Raw genomic sequence first — 16,095 nt, 5'->3', positions numbered from 1 at the left:
GTACTGATGAACGGCACCCCAAAGGTTGCACCCTGACGCAACCTTCAGGGGTGTTTTTTATTCTGCTGCCAGTAATTTCTGTAAGGCTTTATCCGATGGCAACGTCATACTGGAATTGGAATCCACAATTTGTCCCTGACGGTTCACCAGGTACTTATAAAAATTCCATTTCGGTGCGGTATCCTGGCGCGCCACTTCTTTAAATAATGGGTGCGCCTCAGCACCTTTTACCGGCACGGTTGCCAGCATGGTGAAGCTGACGCCAAAGTTTTTGAAGCACACATCGGCGGCGGCGGCTTCGTCATCGGCTTCCTGGTTAAATGAATCGGACGAAACGCCAATCACCACCAAGCCCTGATCTTTGTACTGCTGATGGATTTTCTCCAGGTCACCAAACTGCTTGGTAAAACCACAATGGCTGGCGGTATTCACCAGCAACACCGGGCGGCCCTGCACCAGGTCACACAGATTCAGAATCTTAGAACTGTGCAGCTGTTTCATTTCATGCTGAAAAATCGGTGGGCAATGGGCTGGTGCAACAGAATCAGGCGCACCAGGTTCAGCCACAGATTCAGCCTGAACGACTAATGGGCCGGCTGCCGCCACCAGCAAAACCAGGCGCAGGATAGGACGAAAAAAAACGGGGAATTGTGCAGACAGCGTCATAAGCGGGGCTCCAGACCAGTGGATTACCCCGTTACTTTATACAAACCTTATACAAGAAGTAAACGCTTATTCCTGTGCTTCGCGCAGTGCTTCATCCAGCTCGCCGGGTTCGGCCAGCAGGGCCTCTTCTTTCAGGTTAGGGAAAACCACCAACAGGGTTTCATCAGCGGTCAGGCCCTTGGTCCAGCGTTCCAGCCATTGCGCCAGCGGCACACTTTTCGGCTGACAATCAGCCCAGTCCCCGGTCGCCCATTCGGCGGCGTAATCCGGGTGTGGCCATACCGGCAGGCAGTTGTCGCCCTCGGACGTTAAGGTAACCCAGCCGTCGGCGTTGGCCAGACTCCAGATCTCACCATGCTCCGTGACTTTATCGACAAAGTGCTGAAAGCGCTGATGGTTGGACAGTTTCAGGGTTGCCAGATGCTCGCTGCGGCTGAGGGAGTAGCTCATGATAGACGCCAATAAAAAAAGGGGCGGCCATTGTAAACGGCCACCCCCTGTCATGCCTACGGCGAATATCAGCGGACAAAAATCACTTTCAGCAGCAACAGCGCCGACAGCACCCATACGGCACCCGACAGTTCGTGGGTTTTACCCGCCAGCACTTTCGCCAGTGCATAGGTGATAAAACCCAGGGTAATACCATGCGCAATGGAGAAGGTCAGCGGGGTCAGCAACAGCACCACGCCCACCGGCGCGGCTTCGGTCAGATCATCCCAGTTCACATCTTTCAGAGTGAACAGCATCAGAATGGACACATAAAAAATGGCACCGGCGGTCGCATAGGCCGGAATCATACCCGCCAGCGGGGCAAAGAAAATGCTCAGCAGGAACAGCACCCCCACCACCACGGCGGTTAAACCGGTACGGCCACCCGCGGCAACCCCGGCGGCACTTTCCACATAACTGGTGGTGGTGGAGGTACCCAGTACCGCACCGGCAACCGTGGCTGTGCTGTCGGCCATTAACGCCTGCTTCAGGCGCGGCACCTGACCATCTTCTTTGATCAGCCCGGCGCGCTGCGTTACCGCAATTAAGGTGCCGGAGGTGTCAAACAAATCCACAAACAGGAAGGCAAAAATCACGCTCAGCATCGCCACATCGAGGGCGGCGGCCAGATCCATCTGCATAAAGGTCGGCGCAATCGACGGCGGCGCCGAAACCACACCGTGGTATTCCACCTTGCCAAACATAATGGCCGCTGCCGTTACCAGCAGAATCGCCAGCATTACCGCGCCGGGCACGTTGCGCTGTACGAAAGCAATGACCAGGAAAAAGCCCAGAATCGCCATCGCCGGGCCAAACTGAGTAACGTCACCCAGAGTCACCAGGGTGGCCGGATGGTCAACAATAATGCCGGCGTTTTTCAGGGCAATCAGCGCCAGAAAGGTACCGATACCCGCGGCGATGGCCTTTTTCAGCGTATCCGGAATGGCATTAATGGCCCACTCACGCACCTTGAACAGGCTCAGCAGAATAAACAAACAGCCCGACAGGAATACCGCGCCCAGCGCCGCCTGCCAGGTATAACCCATGCCCAGCACCACGCCGTAGGTAAAGAAGGCATTCAGGCCCATGCCCGGCGCCAGCGCCACCGGCAGGTTCGCCCACAGGCCCATTACCAGACAGCCAATGGCGGCTGCCACACAGGTGGCAACAAACACCGCGCCACGATCCATACCGGCGTCGGCCAGCATGGCCGGGTTAACGAAAATGATGTAGGCCATGGTCAGGTAAGTGGTAATGCCAGCCAGCACCTCAGTGCGCCAGTTGCTGCCGAAACGCGACAGCTGAAACAGCTTTTCCAGCATGGGAAGAACCTTTGTGGTGGTTAACGGGGGTCTTAACCGGCCAGTCAGCCGGGGGAGACTTTTTGTGGCCGGCGATTATAATGCCGGACCAGCGAATCCCCAAGAAAACCTGACCGGCTGATCAGCCATTGTTAACCATCGGCCTGCATGCTGGGTTCAACGCCAGCGGTCCAGACATCAAGAGACACTTATGAGCGCCTACCGCGACGAAATCAAAAACGCTATCCGTACTGTGCCCGACTGGCCGGAGCCCGGTGTGATGTTCCGCGATATCATGCCACTGCTGCAGAACCGCAATGCCTTCCGCAAACTCATCGACAGCTTTGTGCACCGTTACCAGAACATGCAGCTGGATGCCATTGCCGCCATTGATGCGCGCGGTTTTATTCTGGGTGCTCCGCTGGCCTACGAACTGGGCCTGAGCCTGGTGCCAGTGCGTAAGAAAGGCAAACTGCCGTTCAAAACCGTTACCCAAAGCTACGATCTGGAATACGGCAGCGCCACCATTGAGCTGCACACCGATGCCTTCAAGCCCGGCGACCGCGTCCTGGTGATGGACGACCTGATCGCCACCGGCGGCACCATGCTGGCCGCTTGCGAGCTGGTGCGCAAACTGCAGGCCGAAGTGGTGGAAGTGGCTGCCATTATTGATCTGCCCGACTTAAAAGGCGGTGAAAAACTGCGTAACGCCGGTTTCCCGGTGTACGCCATCTGCGAATTCGACGGCCACTGAGGAGCACCGTATGGGCTTGCGCCATTTCGTTACCCACAAGATCAGCAAAGAACTGCAGGAACCCGCGGCCACACTGCTGTGCAGCGAGCAGGAAACCGATCTGGATAATGATGCCGTGGCGCACTTCTATGCCCAGACCGCCGCGCAGTTAAAAGGCATCCTGACCCAGCGCTCCGGCAAGCGTTACGGCGTGTTCCACCCGGAAATAACCTACGCCCGGGCGCAAATTCAGGACTGGCTGGGCGAACGGCAAAGCTTTATCGCCCTGACCCGCCGCCTCAGCAAACACTTTGCCAATGCGCTGGATAACACCGAGCTGGCAGTGGACGGCTACCTGGCGTTTTTCATGGAACAACTGGCCGACAGTGACCGGCTGTATATTTTCCATCTGCGCCGTAAAAGCAGCGTGATGATTAATACGGATATGACCTTAACCGAAACCCATTACCTGGATTTTTCCAATACCGGTTTTGGGTTGCTGCTGAACCTCACCGATTTTATTGCCGATGACGACAGCCGTTATGTAACCTTCAGTTTTGGCCGCGGCGATAAGCCGCTGCAGAACCTGTTTGCCGAAAGCTTCGGTTTTACCGATACCTTAAACACCGCCGCCGAAACCGAAGCCTTTCTGGATATTGTCGAAGAATTCAGCCACACCTTACCGCCGGAACAGGGGTTTGAGTGCAAAACCAAGGTGGTGGATTACTGCATGGAGCAGGATTTACGCGGTGAACCGGTTAAATTTGACGAGCTGGCTGATTATTTAGCCGCCGAAGTCAAAGCCGAACCGGCCCGCGCCTTTGCGCATTATGTGGTGGAAAAACAGAAAGAACGCCTGAGCCAGCAACAACCGCGCTTAACGCCCGAACAACTGGCCGCCAGCGGCGCCAGCATGCAGGACGTGGCCGAAGCCATTAAAACCGAGTTAATCCCCGACCGGAAAAAACTGCGCGGTTTTGTGCGTTTCAGCGGCAAAAACAAAGAACTGAGCCTGAGTTTTTCTGCCAGCCTGCTGGAGAAACATGAAGTGGTGTTCGATAAAGCGACCAACGAATTACGCTTTACCAAACTGCCCGAATCCTTGCTGAAGCAATTGAAAGAAGGCTGAGATTTTCAGCCTTTGCAAAGGCCGCTTTCTTATCAGTGGCTATCTTCCTGGGCGTGCAGCACAGACTCACCGTAAATACATCCTTGTAGGCTCGAATGCCGCATCCCTGCGGCATACGGTCTGTGCTGCACACCCCGGAACACCACAACGAAAGCGGCTGCAACTCATCAATCTTCTTAGAAAATTAGTTCGCTAGAGTGCTGTTCAGAAGCAGCTGATACAACCGTGTGCGCCATGGATGGCGCGCTCGAGCCCCCATGGATGGGTTTACGGCGAGTTGCATCAGCTGCTTCTGAATATGCACGATTCTCTGACTGTAAGTATCGAAAAACCTCAGCCTTTTTTCCCCGCCCCCTCAGCGATGCGCTTCACCACCCTTGCTGCGGCCACAAAACCAAAGGTACCCGTCACCATAGTGGCGGCACCAAAACCCGACGAGCAATCCAGCCTGGTACTGTCACCGGCAAACGCCTTGGTCTGACACACCGAACCATCGGCCTGCGGGTATTGCAGCTGTTCGGTGGAATACACACAGGGAATGGAATAATTACGGCTGGTATTGCGGGAAAAATGGTAATCCCGGCGCAGTAACGAGCGCACTTTTTTCGCCAGCGGATCGTTCACCGTTTTATTCAGATCGGTTACCTGAATCTGCGTCGGATCGGTCTGGCCACCAGCAGCACCGGTGGTGACAATGCGGATTTTATTGCGTTTGCAGTGGGCAATCAGGGCAGCTTTGCTTTTCACGCTGTCGATGCAATCAACCACGTAATCAAAGCCGCTATGAATCAGCTGCTGCTGATTTTTTTCGGTCACAAACTCCATCACTGCCTGCACCCGGCATTGCGGATTAATCCGGCGGATACGCTCAGCCACCACATCCACTTTCAGCTTACCGATGTCGCCATCTAACGCATGAATCTGACGATTGGTGTTGGTGACGCAGATATCATCCATATCAATCAGGGTAATGGCGCCAATGCCGGAACGCGCCAGCGCTTCCGCCGCCCAGGAACCCACCCCGCCAATACCCACCACGCACACCTGTGCATCGTGCAGGCGTTGCAAACCAGCCACGCCGTATAAACGGCCAATACCACCAAAGCGGTCAAGATAATCGGGGGACATGCGCACCTGCCGGTCAGATCAGATCAAACAAGGCGCGCAGTATATCAGAGTTGGCCGACGGAGCCGGAATAGGAAGACGATGCAGAAGATGCCGCGGACGCCGCCTGCTGACGCTGGCGTAACCAGCGGGCCGTTTCGGCAATGCGGCCCAGGCTCGGCTGAGCACGGTCGTAATCACGCAACAAGTCGCGTTGCTCTGCCGCCGGTTGCTGACCGGTTAACCCCTCACGCAATTCCGGCACCAGCGTGATGCGGGCGGTAAGAGTTTGTACCAGCAACGGCAAGAATTCTTCACTTAAACGGGCATGCTCACGGTAATTAATACTCACCACCGTGCTGCCATCCTGCTGCTCAACCAGCAGCTGATCATTCGTCTGCAGCGGACCGTGCAGTACAGAAAAAAACTGTTCCAGATCCTGCTGATGCTGCTGCCAGACATCATTTTCATGGGCTACGGCAAAGGCTTGCTGCCATAACTGACGGAAGCGGTACGGGGTAATTTTTTCTTCCACAATACGGAATTCCAGCCGCTGCGGCTGTTGTTCTTTATCGGTATACAGACCGGTTAAAAACCAAGGCTTTTCCAGCGTAGAGAATACCCCCACACCTTGCAGCTCGGCGGCCTGAGCCGAGGTAAAAAACAGGGTAAAAACCATAAAAAACCAGCGCCACATAACCACTACCTGCAAATATTTCACAGGTAACAGCATGGCCATTAATGGCCACTTACTCTACGACCCACAGCGCCAGCCCTGTAGTGTTTTGCATCCGTATTTTTGTGCGCTGTTTCATGGTCAAAAAGAATTTATAAGGAATAAACCCGAAAATTGTGACGCACATCCGCCCCGGCCGTGATTCAGACCACATTCACCAGTTCAATAAACGAGGTTAAGGGCACTGTGTCGCGGATCAGCTGCTCCTGGCGCTGCGGGTTACGGATATCCTGCAGCGTTACCCGCGCCAATACCTGCGTCAGCAGCTGGTTAATGCCGCCCCAGTTACTGGCCAGCGAACAACTGGCGGTAATCTCACACTGATGCTCCTCCGCGGCACATTCGGTTAATGCCACCGGCCCTTCAAAAGCCTGCACCACATCCAGCATTCTTATCTGCGCCGGTGCCCGCGCCAGCCGGTAACCACCATGAGCACCGCGCTGCGCGATCACCAGACCACTGTCGGCCAGCGCCTTCATGACTTTACGCACGGTTGGCAGGGCCAGCCCGGTCTGGCTGACCAGATCATCGGTGGACAGCTTTACCGATCCGGCATCCGCCAGCTGGCTGAGCACCACCACACCATAATCCGTGAGTTTACTGATGCGTAACATAACGCCCCCAAAGAGCCACAACGACGGGCTTAAACGAGAAACTGTCGCAATTGGTCAGATAACAACCACTTTGCTAGAATGCGCGACATTCGAGAAAGCATACCAACTTGGTATTGATTAATATACCCTACTATTTTACTCTGACTTTATCCTGATCCGGGTTAAAATCCCGGCGTCTTTCAGGCCAGCCAGACAAGAGAGCGCACTATGAGCAGCAACGCCGAAATCGAACGCCGCATCGGTAACGACTACCAGGCCGGATTCATCACCAACATTGAGTCCGACACCATTGCGCCCGGTCTGAATGAAGACGTGGTGCGCTTTATCTCCGCCAAGAAGGGCGAGCCTGAATGGATGACCGAATGGCGTCTGAAAGCCTTCCGCATCTGGCAGGAAATGGCAGAGCCGACCTGGGCGCACGTGCACTACCCGGAAATCGACTTTCAGGCGGTGTCCTACTATTCCGCCCCCAAAAGCATGGCCGACAAACCGAAAAGCCTCGATGAAGTTGACCCGGAGCTGCTGCGCACCTACGAAAAACTGGGTATTCCGCTGCATGAGCAGATGGCGCTGGCCGGCATCGCGGTGGATGCGGTTTTTGACTCGGTATCCGTTGCCACCACCTTCCGCGCCAAACTGGCTGAAGCCGGTGTTATTTTTATGCCCATTTCCGAAGCCGTGCATGAGCACCCGGAGCTGGTGAAAAAATACCTCGGCACCGTGGTACCGCAACGTGACAACTATTACGCCGCTCTTAATTGCGCGGTGTTTTCTGACGGCTCCTTTGTGTATATCCCCAAGGGCGTTCGTTGCCCGATGGAGCTGTCCACCTATTTCCGTATCAACGAAGCCAAAACCGGCCAGTTTGAACGCACCCTGATCATCGCCGACGAAGGCTCGTATGTGTCCTATCTGGAAGGCTGCACCGCACCGATGCGCGATGAAAATCAGCTGCACGCCGCCGTGGTGGAATTGATCGCGCTGGATAACGCCGAAATTAAATACAGTACGGTACAGAACTGGTACCCCGGCGACAAAGAAGGCAAAGGCGGCATCTACAATTTCGTCACCAAACGCGCCGTGGCCCATACCAACGCCAAAGTCAGCTGGACCCAGGTGGAAACCGGCTCTGCCGTTACCTGGAAATACCCCAGCTGCATCCTTAAAGGCGACAACGCCGTGGGTGAATTTTACTCGGTGGCCTTAACCAATAATTTCCAGCAGGCCGATACCGGCACCAAGATGATTCACCTGGGTAAAAACACCAAATCCACCATTATTTCCAAAGGGATTTCGGCCGGTAAAAGCCAGAATGCCTACCGTGGCCTGGTGCGTATGAACCCGACCGCTGAAGGTGCGCGTAACTATACCCAATGTGATTCGCTGTTAATCGGCGATCAGTGCGGCGCGCATACCTTCCCGTACATTGAAAGCAAACACCCGAGCGCAGTGGTCGAGCACGAAGCCACCACCTCAACCGTCAGCGACGACCAGTTATTCCTGTGCCGCCAGCGCGGTATTGATACTGAAAAAGCGGTATCCATGATTGTGAATGGCTTCTGCAAAGAAGTATTCAAAGAATTACCGATGGAATTTGCCGTGGAAGCCGGCAAGTTGCTGGAAGTGTCATTGGAAGGCTCGGTCGGGTAAGGATCCGTCCGGGCTACTGCGCTCGTAACGCAGGATAGGTAACGCCCAGATAGATAACGACCAGACATAAGATAATTCAAGATATTGACTCAGGTGGCTGCAAAGCAGACACCGAACTTAAAAGACATAGGTACCACCATGATCAGCATTAAAGACCTGCACGCCCAAGTGGAAGACAAAGAGATCCTCAAAGGCCTGAACCTGGAGATTAAACCCGGTGAAGTGCACGCCATTATGGGCCCGAACGGTGCCGGTAAAAGTACCCTGGGCAATGTGCTGGCCGGTCGTGATGGTTATGAAGTGACCGGTGGTTCCGTCACCCTGAACGGCAAAGACATTCTGGAAATGGAACCGGAACAGCGCGCCCGCGAAGGTGTGTTTCTGGCGTTCCAGTATCCGGTAGAAATTCCGGGCGTATCCAACCTCGAGTTCCTGAAAGCCTCGGTCGATGCCGTGCGTGCTCATCAGGGCAAACCGGCACTGGACTCCGTACAGTTTCTGAAGCTGGCGCGGGAAAAATGCAAAGCCGTGAATCTGGATCAGAGTTTCCTCAAGCGTGGAGTGAACGAAGGCTTTTCCGGCGGCGAGAAAAAGCGCAACGAACTGATGCAGATGATGCTGCTGGAACCCAGCCTGTGCATTCTGGATGAAACCGACTCCGGTCTGGATATCGATGCACTGCAGGTGGTGGCTCAGGGTGTTAACGCCATGCGCGATGCCAACCGCAGCTTTATCGTAGTCACTCACTATCAGCGCCTGCTCGACTACATTGTGCCCGATTACGTTCACGTGCTGGCGAATGGCCGTATCGTGAAATCCGGTGGCAAAGAACTGGCACTGGAACTGGAAGAAAAAGGCTACGGCTGGCTGGAAAACAGCAACGGAGCAGAATGATATGGCCAGTGAATTCCACACTCAGCAGCTGGCGCTCGCCAGCCAACAGACCAGTTTGCCCTTGCTGGCGGCACTGAATGAACAAGGCCGCAGCGCCTTTGCGTCTGCCACCATGCCAACGCGTAAAACCGAAGCCTGGAAATACACCTCGCTGCACAATTTAAGCACCAGTGAATTTATCGCACCGGAAAGCGCCAGCATAACCGCCGAACTGCAGGCGGCCTGCGACATTAAAGAACTGAAAACCGCCCGGCTGGTGTTTATTAACGGCCAGTTAGATACCGGCTTATCCGATGCCTTAACGTTGCCGGAAGTGTGCCTGTTTTCGCAGGCCGATGCGCAACAGCAGGCCGTTATTGCCGAACAACTGGGCAGTATTCTGGCGCAGACACCCAGCACCACGCACCTGTTCAATGACCTGAACAACGCCAGCGTGAACGACGGTGTGCTGATTCATATCGGTAAAAACCAGCAACTGGCGCAGCCCATTCAGATTGTGCAGTTAACCACTGCCAATCCGCAGCCCTTTGCCGTAACGGCCCGCATGCTACTGGTACTGGAAAGCGGTGCCGCCGCCACCGTGATTGAACAATACGGTTCCGATTCTGTAGCGCAATCCAGCTTTACCAATGCCATTACCGAAATCGCTGTCGGTGCCAATGCACGCCTGCAGCATTACCGCCTGCAAACCCTGCAGGAAGAGGCGCTGCACATCGGCAGCACCCATGTGGCCCTGGGCCGTGACGCGCAGTACAACGCGTTCCATCTGGGCATGGGCACCCGCCTGACCCGCAACGATATTGTGGTAAACCACAACGAAGGCGGCTCCCACGCAGAAATTGCCGGTGTTTATGTACCGCAGAATCAGCAGGTGGTGGATTTCCATACCTGCATTGAACACAAAGTCGCGCACTGCACCAGCAATGAAGTATTCCGCGGCATTATGAATGACAAATCCAAAGCCATTTTTAATGGCCGCATTCATATCCACCCGCAGGCGCAAAAAACCAACGCCCAGCTCAGTAATAAAAATCTGCTGTTAACCAATACCGCAGAAATTTACACCAAGCCGGAACTGGAAATTTACGCCGACGATGTTAAATGTGCCCACGGTGCTACCGTCGCCCAGCTGGAAGAAAAAGCGCGTTTTTATCTGCAGAGCCGTGGCATCAGCCAGCGCGAAGCAGAAGTGATGCTGAGCTTTGGTTTTATCAATGAACTGCTGGAAGCCCTTCCGGATGCCGCCATTACCCATTTACTGCGGCCGGTGCTGGCGCAGCGCTTTGGCCGTGACGACAGCCTGAACCAGCACCTGCTGGAAAATGAAGCGGCCGGTCTGACAGGAGCCAACGCATGAGTGCTTTGTCTGCCGAGCTGTTAAATGCGATCCGTGAGCAATTTCCGGCGCTGCATCAGGAAGTAAACTGCAAACCGCTGGTGTATCTGGATAACGGCGCCACCACGCAAAAACCCAAAGCGGTTATCGACGCCCTGCAGCGTTATTACGAGCACGACAACTCCAACGTGCACCGTGGCGCGCACACCTTAAGCGACCGTGCGACCGAACACTTTGAAAATGCCCGCAAAACCCTGCAGCGTTTTCTGAACGCAAAAAAAGCCGAAGAAATCGTCTGGACCCGTGGCACCACCGAATCCATCAATCTGGTGGCGGCCACCTGGGGCCGCGCCTTTATCAAAGCCGGCGACCGCATTCTGGTTTCCGGTATGGAGCACCACTCCAATATCGTGCCCTGGCAGATGCTGTGCGAGCAAACCGGCGCCGAACTGCTGCCGATTCCGGTACTGGATAACGGCGAACTGGATATGGATGCCTACAAAAGCCTGCTGACACCGCAGGTAAAATTCGTCTCTGTCGTGCACGTGTCCAATGCGCTGGGCACCATTAACCCGGTGGCCGATATTATCCGCATGGCGCATGACGTGGGCGCGAAAGTGTTGGTGGATGGCGCCCAGGCCGTCGCCCACTGGAATGTTGACGTACAAGCGCTGGACGCCGATTTTTACGCCTTTTCCGGGCATAAATTATTCGGCCCGACCGGCATCGGTGTGCTGTACGGCAAAGAAGCCTTATTAAACGCCATGCCGCCTTATCAGGGCGGTGGCGAAATGATTGAGCACGTCAGCTTCAGTAAAACCACCTACAACGGTCTGCCATATAAATTTGAAGCCGGTACCCCGAATATTGCCGGTGCTATTGGCCTGGCGGCAGCGGTGGATTACCTGCACAGCCTCGATCGCGTGGCGCTGGCAGCCCATGAAGATGCCCTGCTGGCGCACGCTAATCAACGGGCAGCGCAAATCGGCGGTATCCGCATTATCGGCAACGCCCGCCATAAAGCCTCTGTTTTTGGTTTTATTCTGGAAGGCACTCACCCGGCTGATGTCGGCACCCTGCTCGACCAGCAAGGTATTGCCGTGCGTACCGGCCACCACTGTGCCATGCCGGTGATGGAACAATTTAAGGTACCGGGCACCGTGCGCGCCTCGTTCAGCTTCTACAATACGCTGGATGAAGTGGACGCATTATTTAACGGGCTGGAAAAAGCCAAACTGTTTTTGCTGTAAGGAGTCAGGACTATGAGTACCGAAACCTGGGATCCGACGGCGCCGGCCAGCGTCAGCATGACCGATGCCGCCATCCAGCACGTGCGCAAACAACTGCTGAAAAACCCGGCCATGCAAGGCATCCGTCTGGGCATTAAAAAGAGCGGTTGCTCGGGCTTTAAATACGATATTGAATTTGTTGCCGCCGCCACTGAAGGCGACCAGATTATTCAGGTTGCCGACGATGTGAAATTGTTTGTACCGGCCGAGGCGGCAGCCTTTGTGCAGGGAACGGTGATTGATTTCAGCAAAGAGGGGTTGAACAGTACCATCAAATTCAATAACCCGAATGCCAAAGATCTGTGCGGCTGCGGCGAATCCTTCTCGGTTTGAACGAAGCTGGCTGCGTTGGCTGAGCTTTGTTGCAGAACGCCGGTAAATGCTCACGTACTACAGTACGCTGCGCTTTCCCGGCAACCTGCGCCGCCCTCAGCCGGCCTCGCCAACGCTTCTCTTACCGGGAACCAGAACCTTGCACTGCAGTAGACGCAGAAGCTTGTAACCGGACACGGTTCTAATGCAGCATGAGCAAGCGCAATATAAACAGATTCAATGAAGCGTTATGAGCGATAATCAGACCAGGCAAAAACCAACGAAGACGCGCAGTGTACTGAAGTACATGAGCAGTCGGAGGCGGGTTTTAACGCAGTATGATTGAGCGCAATAGCTTCAAACAGGAGTGAATGTGGAAAGAAGAATGGTCGTCGCGCACGAATCCTGCCCCGCCCGCATGGTGCCATCCGGCGTACCAGCGGTGATTCCGGCCGGCAGTTTCGTCACCATTAATCAGGCGCTGGGCGGTAATTACACCGTCACCCACAACGGCAATATGCTGCGTGTTGACGGCACCGATGCGGCGGCACTGGGCCTGGAAGCCGAGGAAATTGTCTACGAAGACCGTGGTGATGGTCAGGTACATGATGACCAGATCCGCCAGGCGCTGCGCACCATTTATGACCCGGAAATTCCGATCAACCTGCTTGATTTAGGGCTGATTTACGGCATTGATATCGACGGCCATAACGTGAAAATCCGCATGACCTTAACCGCACCCACCTGCGGCATGGGGCCGGTATTAATTTCGGATGTAAAATACCGCGTCGCCAAAGTACCTAATGTGCAAAAGGTCGAAGTAGAGCTGGTGTTCGACCCGCCCTGGAGCCGCGATATGATGACTGAAGAAGCGCAGCTGGAAGCCGGGCTGTTTTTCTGAGTCGGCATCGCCAATAAAAAAACGGGGCTATCATGGCCCCGTTTTTTTTATTATCCCGTCTTAACCCGGCTCTTTCGTCCCGGCGGGGTTTAAATCCAGCAGCATGTGCCCGAATACCCCGCCCGCCGGTAAATCCACCACAATCACCATCGCCACACCCTGATACTGGCTGTTAATCAGAATATGCTCGTAACGGTCTTCCATACGGTACACATGGGTTACCTGCCCGGCGCGGCAATCGGCAATGCCGAAATCCGCGGCCGGAATGGCCGCCACATAATCCCAGAAATTCAGCGGCGGCGTGCCGTCGGTTACCCGCACTGGATTAATGCGGGTGGCGTGAAAGTCGTCCGGGGTTAATAAACGGGTCTGCATAAATCAGCCTTCAGAATAATTTTTTCAGTTTATCTTTGGCTTTGCTTTCCAGCTCTTTTTTACGCGCATCCGCCTCAGCTTTGGCCTTAGCTTCTGCTTCGCGTTTTTGCTGGTCGGCATAATCGTCCAGCTGCGTCGCGGCCATATCGCCCAGCTGGCTCAGACGTTGCTCCAGGCTGCCCTCCAGTTGCTGCAACTGCTCCAGTTCAGCGGCGTAATCACCCAGCTGTTGCTGCAGTTTCTGTTGCAGTTTGGCTTTCAGCTCGGCTTCCAGTTCGTCCTGCTTCTGCTGCAGTCGCCGGTCAAACGCCTTGCTCAGCTGCTTATCCAGATCGGAACTCAGATTCACCGAGGGTGAACTCAACCGGCCACTGGCGCCAGCATCGACGCGGAACTGGTTAATGCCCGCCAGCGCACTGCCCAGCTCCCGGGCAAACAGGGTTTTTCCCTCACTGGCAAAACGCGCGTCGTTAAAATCAGCACGGCCACTGGCGTCCAGCTGCGCGCCCACCACCACCGCCCGGGCATTCACCTGCACGCGGGACGAATCCAGCCGCGCCGAACCCACACCAAGATCCATCGCTTTGGGTTGCCAGTCTTTGATCGCCAGCACCAGGCTGTCGCGGCCCGGTGCCGTACGGTGATCCAGCGTCAGCTCCAGGGTCAGGTCGTCAATCGCCGCCATATTGGCACTGTTGGCCACCACCACGGCCGGGCGGCCCAGCACCGGCTGCTGATGGGTAATATCATTCGCCTGAATCAGCATGGTGCCGGCGTCCAGTTGCGCCTGAATACGCGCTTCGCGCAACAGAAATTGCGGCCAGGGATCGGCGCTGGGGAAATGCACAAAGCGGCCATCGCGGTTACGCACCGGCTGGGCAGCCGCAGCCGCTGCGGCGTCTTTGCTGGCATCACTGGCCAGATAGGGTTTGATTTTTTCGTACCAATACAGGGCCTGGGTGGCCCATTCACCGGCTTCAGGGCCGAACAGCAAAGCGCTGACGTTGGCGGCACCGGTGGCATCAAAACGGTATTTTTCCCGCAGGTTTTTCAGGTCAGCAGCGGGTGCCGCGCGTAACGCCTGTACATCCGCGCTCAGTTCTTTACGGCCTGTACTGATGGCGGTACGGGCGGCCTGTAAGGCCTGCTGATCGGCTTTAAAGCGGGCTTTCAGCTCATCCAGCTTGGCTTTGCGCTGACGGAAATCGTCCAGCGAGGCGATTTTGCCAGACGTCAGGGCTTTCACTTCCGCCTCATAGGCTTTCAGCGCCTGTTCATCGGGCACCGCCTGCAGGCTGCTGTCGATGCGGGCTTTATGGCCGGCATAGTTTTCCTGTAACGCGTTGCCCAGGGTTTCTGTGGTTAAGGTTTCCCGCGCCAGAATATCGTCAGCCGTAGGCAACTCCACCGTGCTGAGCATGCCACCGCTGTCCTCTGTGGCCGCTTCCGGTGCGGTCTCTGGCACATCCGGCAAGGCGCCGGATTCGCTGCGGGCAGTACCAAAACGTAAGCCCTCAATGCTCAGCTCGCGCACAATGCCCTTACCCAGCCATAAGGGCGCCAGTTCCAGCTCGGCCACGGCGTGGTCGAACACCAGCGCATTACGCAGTGGCTGGCGGGCATCGGTCACGGCTACCCCCTGCAGCTGCAAACCAATGGGGTTAAAGGACAGCGACACTGACTCTACATCCACCTTGGCGCCATTGGCCTGGCTGCCGAAGGACTCCAGCGCCATTTTGATCAGTGGGCCGGCCAATAACAGGTAAAACGCCGCCAGTGCGGCAGTAATAACGGCGAAGGCAATCAGGCCCGGCCAGCGAATCCATTGCTTCATAGGGCTTACTCCGCCAGTGATTGGTAAAGTCGGTAGAACTTACTGCCTTTCAGCAGCTGGGCCACGCGGAAACGGTTCACCCAGGCCAGCAGTCGCTCGCGGTATTGCACCACCAGCCAGCGGCTGAGCAACAACACCGGCACAAAGGCAACCAGCCCGGCCGCTAAACCACCCAATACCAGCGTGTGGTTAAAGGCGGTCATGCGCCAGAAATCATTCTGATACAGCGCCGTCCAGGTTTCCTGTAAGGCCGGATGGGTCAGCAGTGTTTCCCCCAGTCCGGCCAGATAAGGATCGGCCAACCAGGCAATGGCAGAGAAGCCGGCAAAACCGACAAAAAAGGCACTTAAATTAGTGCGCAGAACCAATGCCAGCAAAAGAATCAGCAGATTATGCAGGCTGAAGGTCGGAGTCAGGGCAACGATCAGCGCCAACGCCAGAGCCAGAGCAATCTGGCCGGGCTGGGCCTCGGAATTAAGCGCTTTCAGCAGCTTGGCCAACATACTTAACATAGTAACTTCCGGTTACAGGGCAGTGAGCGCACACTATAGCATGCAGCTGCGGCAGGCCAAGGGGAGCGCCAGGCCATTAAGAGCGGGTGGTTGTTCCACTTGCAGCACCAAAGCCTTACCCTGAGCAATATTGACAAAAACCGACAAAAAACCCACAGAGCAGCGCTTATAAGCCAGTGCTGTCAATATTTCCGGCTTTTTTGCACGCCCTGTCAGAGA

At 55.5% G+C, this 16,095-nt stretch carries 17 protein-coding genes; 8 read left to right on the top strand and 9 right to left on the bottom strand.

Annotated features, from left to right (window positions below):
* Positions 1-57: 57 nt before the first annotated feature.
* The 3 genes from GJQ55_RS04730 to GJQ55_RS04720 form a co-directional block, all read right to left on the bottom strand.
* Positions 58-567: a glutathione peroxidase gene (locus tag GJQ55_RS04730; RefSeq protein ID WP_228346359.1), complete on the bottom strand. Its 510-nt coding sequence runs from the start codon at positions 565-567 to the stop codon at positions 58-60.
* A gap of 165 nt (positions 568-732) precedes the next feature.
* Positions 733-1,116, bottom strand: a complete 384-nt coding sequence (locus tag GJQ55_RS04725) for a DUF2750 domain-containing protein (protein WP_228346358.1) — start codon at positions 1,114-1,116, stop codon at positions 733-735.
* Positions 1,117-1,184: 68 nt separating this feature from the next.
* The gene (locus GJQ55_RS04720) at positions 1,185-2,477 is read right to left on the bottom strand and encodes an NCS2 family permease (RefSeq protein WP_228346357.1); all 1,293 of its coding nucleotides are present in this window, start codon (positions 2,475-2,477) and stop codon (positions 1,185-1,187) included.
* Between the two features lie 190 nt (positions 2,478-2,667).
* Here GJQ55_RS04720 and GJQ55_RS04715 point away from each other — a divergent pair, with 190 nt between their 5' ends.
* Entirely contained in the window at positions 2,668-3,210 is a 543-nt protein-coding gene (locus GJQ55_RS04715; protein WP_228346356.1) for an adenine phosphoribosyltransferase, read from the top strand.
* 10 nt (positions 3,211-3,220) lie between these two features.
* Positions 3,221-4,318: a nucleoid-associated protein gene (locus tag GJQ55_RS04710; protein ID WP_228346355.1), complete on the top strand. Its 1,098-nt coding sequence runs from the start codon at positions 3,221-3,223 to the stop codon at positions 4,316-4,318.
* A 333-nt stretch (positions 4,319-4,651) separates the two neighbouring features.
* Here GJQ55_RS04710 and tcdA read toward each other — a convergent pair whose 3' ends face one another.
* The 3 genes from tcdA to GJQ55_RS04695 form a co-directional block, all read right to left on the bottom strand.
* Positions 4,652-5,446 (bottom strand): tRNA cyclic N6-threonylcarbamoyladenosine(37) synthase TcdA, encoded by a 795-nt coding sequence (tcdA, locus tag GJQ55_RS04705; RefSeq protein WP_228346354.1) that lies wholly within the window; start codon positions 5,444-5,446, stop codon positions 4,652-4,654.
* Positions 5,447-5,490: 44 nt separating this feature from the next.
* Positions 5,491-6,120, bottom strand: a complete 630-nt coding sequence (locus GJQ55_RS04700; RefSeq protein ID WP_228346353.1) for a hypothetical protein — start codon at positions 6,118-6,120, stop codon at positions 5,491-5,493.
* Positions 6,121-6,302: 182 nt separating this feature from the next.
* Complete coding sequence (locus GJQ55_RS04695) at positions 6,303-6,773, bottom strand: SUF system Fe-S cluster assembly regulator (protein ID WP_228346352.1); 471 nt, start codon at positions 6,771-6,773, stop codon at positions 6,303-6,305.
* A 207-nt stretch (positions 6,774-6,980) separates the two neighbouring features.
* On the opposite strand from GJQ55_RS04695, the gene sufB reads away from it, so the two are divergent.
* The 6 genes from sufB (at position 6,981) to sufT (ending at position 13,155) form a co-directional block, all read left to right on the top strand.
* Positions 6,981-8,423, top strand: a complete 1,443-nt coding sequence (gene sufB, locus GJQ55_RS04690; protein WP_228346351.1) for a Fe-S cluster assembly protein SufB — start codon at positions 6,981-6,983, stop codon at positions 8,421-8,423.
* A 93-nt stretch (positions 8,424-8,516) separates the two neighbouring features.
* Positions 8,517-9,317, top strand: coding sequence for a Fe-S cluster assembly ATPase SufC (sufC, locus tag GJQ55_RS04685; RefSeq protein ID WP_479266821.1), 801 nt, complete (start codon positions 8,517-8,519; stop codon positions 9,315-9,317).
* 1 nt (position 9,318) lies between these two features.
* Positions 9,319-10,674 carry a Fe-S cluster assembly protein SufD gene (gene sufD, locus GJQ55_RS04680; protein WP_228346349.1) on the top strand — a complete coding sequence of 452 codons (1,356 nt, stop codon included), beginning with the start codon at positions 9,319-9,321 and terminating at the stop codon, positions 10,672-10,674.
* Positions 10,671-11,903: an aminotransferase class V-fold PLP-dependent enzyme gene (locus GJQ55_RS04675; protein WP_228346348.1), complete on the top strand. Its 1,233-nt coding sequence runs from the start codon at positions 10,671-10,673 to the stop codon at positions 11,901-11,903. The genes sufD and GJQ55_RS04675 overlap by 4 nt, the downstream gene beginning before the upstream one ends.
* A gap of 12 nt (positions 11,904-11,915) precedes the next feature.
* Positions 11,916-12,275, top strand: a complete 360-nt coding sequence (locus GJQ55_RS04670; protein WP_228346347.1) for a HesB/IscA family protein — start codon at positions 11,916-11,918, stop codon at positions 12,273-12,275.
* 364 nt (positions 12,276-12,639) lie between these two features.
* Positions 12,640-13,155: a putative Fe-S cluster assembly protein SufT gene (gene sufT / locus GJQ55_RS04665; RefSeq protein ID WP_228346346.1), complete on the top strand. Its 516-nt coding sequence runs from the start codon at positions 12,640-12,642 to the stop codon at positions 13,153-13,155.
* Between the two features lie 60 nt (positions 13,156-13,215).
* On the opposite strand, the gene GJQ55_RS04660 is transcribed toward sufT, so the two are convergent.
* From GJQ55_RS04660 to GJQ55_RS04650, 3 genes are read right to left on the bottom strand one after another with little or no spacing between them, the layout of a single operon-like run.
* Positions 13,216-13,530 (bottom strand): hypothetical protein, encoded by a 315-nt coding sequence (locus GJQ55_RS04660; RefSeq protein WP_228346345.1) that lies wholly within the window; start codon positions 13,528-13,530, stop codon positions 13,216-13,218.
* A 10-nt stretch (positions 13,531-13,540) separates the two neighbouring features.
* Complete coding sequence (locus tag GJQ55_RS04655) at positions 13,541-15,364, bottom strand: TIGR03545 family protein (RefSeq protein WP_228346344.1); 1,824 nt, start codon at positions 15,362-15,364, stop codon at positions 13,541-13,543.
* A gap of 5 nt (positions 15,365-15,369) precedes the next feature.
* Complete coding sequence (locus GJQ55_RS04650) at positions 15,370-15,876, bottom strand: TIGR03546 family protein (RefSeq protein WP_228346343.1); 507 nt, start codon at positions 15,874-15,876, stop codon at positions 15,370-15,372.
* Positions 15,877-16,095: the final 219 nt, after the last annotated feature.

It is taken from the genome of Venatoribacter cucullus (genome assembly GCF_016132445.1).
Classification (GTDB): domain Bacteria; phylum Pseudomonadota; class Gammaproteobacteria; order Pseudomonadales; family Oceanobacteraceae; genus Venatoribacter; species Venatoribacter cucullus.
The sequence above is the reverse complement of the archived record's forward strand: the minus strand, read 5'-3'. Positions and strand labels throughout refer to the sequence as shown.